Genomic DNA, 2,355 nt, shown 5'->3' with positions numbered 1-2,355 from the left:
CAGAAGGCTCAGGACACTCATATTTCAGCCGACCTAAGCTTGGCACTGTATTCCTTCACTGTATTAATGAAGACTTTTACCTTGTTAGGATCGATATCAGGATATACCCCATGACCTAGATTGGCAATGTGTCTGCCTGTACCAAACTCATCGAGCATTTTCTTAGTAGCCTTTTCAATCTCAATATCAGGAGCGTAGAGAGCACACGGATCGAGGTTACCTTGTAAGGTTTTGTCTTCGCCAATTAATCTGCGAGAGCTTTGAATGTCCATGTTCCAGTCTAGCCCAATAGTTTCACAATTCAGGTGGCGCATTTCAGACCTGGCAAAGTACGCTCCTTTGCTAAACACCGTAACCGGCACTTCGGTAATCGCATCGCAAATTTCAGCAATGTACTTCATGGAGAAGCGTTGGTATTGTTCTGGCCCCAGTATGCCTGCCCAAGAGTCGAACACCTGCACAAGGTCGGCCCCGGCTTCAATCTGGGCTTTCAAATATTCAATGGTAGAGTCGGTTATTAGCTTCAACAACTGATCAGCCATTAGCGGATCGTTATAGAGCATTCTCCTTGCTTTGGAGAAGGTTTTACTTCCGTGTCCTTCTACCATGTAACAAAAAATTGTCCATGGAGCACCGGCAAAGCCAATTAAAGGTACTCTGCCGTTAAGCTCTTTTTTAGTGATTTTAATGGCCTCCAGCACATAACCTAAGTCGCTTTTGGCATCAGCTTTTTTGAGCGCTTTAAGATCATCATCAGTAGAAATGGTTTTGGGGAACCTCGGCCCCTTTTTTTCCACCATTTCGTAGGGTAGTCCCATGGCCTCCGGAATTACCAGAATGTCGGAGAAAATAATAGCAGCATCGACACCTAAAATGTCTACCGGCTGGATGGTTACTTCTGCCGCCAGTTCAGGCGTTTGAGCCAGCTCAATAAATCCGCTAAGTTTGTTGCGTACTGCTCTGTATTCCGGTAAGATTCTACCTGCCTGACGCATCAACCAAACCGGTGTCCGCTCAACTTTTTCACCCTTTGCCGCTCTGATCAGTAGATCGTTCTGTAATTCCATGCCGCAAAGATAGAAATTGTTTCCGCTAGTAAAGCCGCGTTTTTCAATTCTTCAATGCTTGGTAGAGCTTGCCGTTTCCATAGGGTTGCGTCTGGTTGGCAGTGTTTGAGAATGGGTTTACGGAAAACCAAAAGGGTGCTCTGTTTCCGATAGTAAGTAGCCCCTGCTGTCATACTCAGTTGGGCTGGTGAATGAACTGTATCTTTTCTTATGGAAGACGGCTAGCGAACAATCTCCAGGACCGACTGGGCGCCCATTATTCAATCGTTTGCTATCTATTCGTTAGCTTTGTGACAAAGGAGGAAACCATGTGCTTTTTGTTTGAAGATTTTAAAGGTTGGAAACAGTATTGTGAGCAACACCAAATGCCCTTGCATCAGGCTGTTATAGAGTATGAGGTATCTGAAAAGGAAGCCAGCGAAGAGAAAATTTGGGATGGCCTGGCCAACGCCTATACCGTAATGAAAGAGGCCGTGCAAACCGGTCTCACTCAAGACATGACTTCTCGCTCGGGAATGATCAACAATGGTGCAAAGAAGGTTTTCAACTATCCTAAGTCTCTTCTTTCTAAAGAGTTTCAGGTACTTATTTCACGAGCTCTGGCGGCCAAAGAGGTCAACTCTTGTATGGGACGCGTTGTTGCAGCCCCAACAGCAGGAGCCTCTGGTATAATACCCGGGGTTATGGTCACTTTTCAGGAGCTTCATGGAGTAGATGATCGCAAGATTCACGAGGGGCTGCTGGTGAGTGCAGGAATTGCCCTCATTATGGAAAAGCGAGCCTCTATTGCCGGAGCGGTGGGGGGGTGCCAGGCCGAAACCGGTAGTGCGGCCGCCATGGCGGCCGGAGCCATGGTATATTGCCTGGGTGGTTCGGTAGATCAGGTGTTCAATGCAGTGGCCATTACTATTCAGTGTATGTTGGGCCTTATTTGCGATCCGGTGGCGGGGCTTGTTGAGGTGCCTTGTGTGGTCCGAAATGCCAGTGCGGCCGCTATTGCCAATAGCTCGGCACAAATAGCCTTGGCCGATGTAAGCGGAGTAATTCCCGTAGATGAGTGCGTGGAAGCAATGGGGGAAGTGGGGCAAAGCATGGAAACCCGCTATAAGGAAACCGCTTTGGGCGGCTTGGCGGCCACAACAACCGGACAGGCAATTTCCAAAAGAGTACTCATTCAAGACATTGAGATGCTTCCTGACGAAGACCAGGAATAGAGTTGCAAGGGGTAAGATCTGTTTGGTTGTTATTTTAGCCTGAGTTTGACGTAAGAAAAGAACGTCATGCCGGA

At 47.6% G+C, this 2,355-nt stretch carries 2 protein-coding genes; one reads left to right on the top strand and one right to left on the bottom strand.

The genetic code is table 11. From position 1 onward, the window contains the following. Window positions 1-17: 17 nt before the first annotated feature. Window positions 18-1,067: a uroporphyrinogen decarboxylase gene (gene hemE / locus B3O12_RS15035; RefSeq protein ID WP_286748396.1), complete on the bottom strand. Its 1,050-nt coding sequence runs from the start codon at window positions 1,065-1,067 to the stop codon at window positions 18-20. A 308-nt stretch (window positions 1,068-1,375) separates the two neighbouring features. Between hemE and sdaAA the strand changes: the two genes are divergently transcribed. Further along, complete coding sequence (gene sdaAA, locus B3O12_RS15030; RefSeq protein ID WP_286756889.1) at window positions 1,376-2,281, top strand: L-serine ammonia-lyase, iron-sulfur-dependent, subunit alpha; 906 nt, start codon at window positions 1,376-1,378, stop codon at window positions 2,279-2,281. The last annotated feature ends 74 nt before the right edge of the window (window positions 2,282-2,355 follow it).

The organism is Roseivirga sp. UBA838 (genome assembly GCF_002296035.1).
GTDB classification, from domain to species: Bacteria; Bacteroidota; Bacteroidia; order Cytophagales; family Cyclobacteriaceae; genus Roseivirga; species Roseivirga thermotolerans.
The sequence above is the reverse complement of the archived record's forward strand: the minus strand, read 5'-3'. Positions and strand labels throughout refer to the sequence as shown.

What these genes read in the sequence shown, in the direction of transcription:
- sdaAA (WP_286756889.1), top strand. Translation starts at nt 1,376, where the DNA reads ATGTGCTTTTTGTTTGAAGATTTTAAAGGTTGGAAACAGTATTGTGAG.
- hemE (WP_286748396.1), bottom strand. Translation starts at nt 1,067, where the DNA reads ATGGAATTACAGAACGATCTACTGATCAGAGCGGCAAAGGGTGAAAAA.